Source organism: Cupriavidus sp. SK-3, from assembly GCF_000611145.1.
In the GTDB taxonomy this organism is placed as follows: domain Bacteria; phylum Pseudomonadota; class Gammaproteobacteria; order Burkholderiales; family Burkholderiaceae; genus Cupriavidus.
In genome coordinates, this window is record NZ_JFJV02000210.1 from 1 (window position 1) to 1,058 (window position 1,058).

Genomic DNA, 1,058 nt, shown 5'->3' on the forward strand with positions numbered 1-1,058 from the left:
TCCCGATCGTCGAACAGACCATCATCGAAAAGCCCTTCTGCAAACTGGTGCGCTTCAAGCGCTATGCGGACGACCCCGAGACCATCAAGCTGCTCAAGGATGAGCCGGTCGTACTGGTATGCGCGCCCCTGTCGGGCCACCATTCCACGCTGCTGCGCGACACGGTGAAAACCTTGCTGCAGGATCACAAGGTCTACGTGACCGACTGGATCGATGCCCGCATGGTGCCGGTCGAGGACGGCCGCTTCCGCCTGGCCGACTACATTCACTATATCCAGGAATTCATCCGCCACATCGGCGCGGAAAACCTGCATGTGATTTCGGTGTGCCAGCCTACGGTGCCGGTGCTCGCGGCCATCTCCCTGCTGGCCTCGGCCGGCGAGAAGACGCCCAAGACCATGACCATGATGGGCGGCCCGATCGATGCGCGGCGCAGCCCGACCGCGGTGAATTCGCTGGCGACCAACAAGTCGTTCGAGTGGTTCGAGAACAATGTGATCTATACGGTACCGGCGAATTACCCCGGCCATGGCCGCAAGGTGTATCCGGGTTTCCTGCAGCATGCCGGCTTTGTCGCGATGAACCCGGACCGCCATCTGTCCTCGCACTACGACTATTACCTGAACCTGGTCGAAGGCGATGCAGACGATGCGGAAGCCCATGTGCGCTTCTATGACGAGTACAACGCCGTGCTCGACATGGACGCCGAGTACTACCTCGACACCATCCGCGAGGTGTTCCAGGAATTCCGCCTTGCCAATGGCACCTGGGAAATCGAAGGCAAGCCGGTCCGTCCGCAGGACATCAAGGGCACCGCGCTGCTGACCATCGAAGGCGAACTGGACGACATCTCGGGCGCCGGCCAGACGGCGGCGGCGCATGAACTTTGCGCCGGCATTCCCAAGGATCGCAAGCAGCACATCACGGCCGCCAAGTGCGGTCACTACGGGATATTCTCCGGCCGCCGCTGGCGCCAGGAGATCTATCCGGAGTTGCGCAACTTCGTGCTCAAGCACCATTGAGCCACGGTTGCCCATGAAAAACGCCCGCGCAAGCGG

Annotated in this window: 1 protein-coding gene; it reads left to right on the forward strand. The window is 61.5% G+C overall.

Features of this window, described 5'->3' with window-relative positions; translation table 11 throughout:
- Positions 1 to 1,022, forward strand: a 1,022-nt coding sequence (locus tag CF70_RS20060; protein WP_035868476.1) for a polyhydroxyalkanoate depolymerase, incomplete at its 5' end; no start/stop codon positions are given.
- Positions 1,023 to 1,058: the final 36 nt, after the last annotated feature.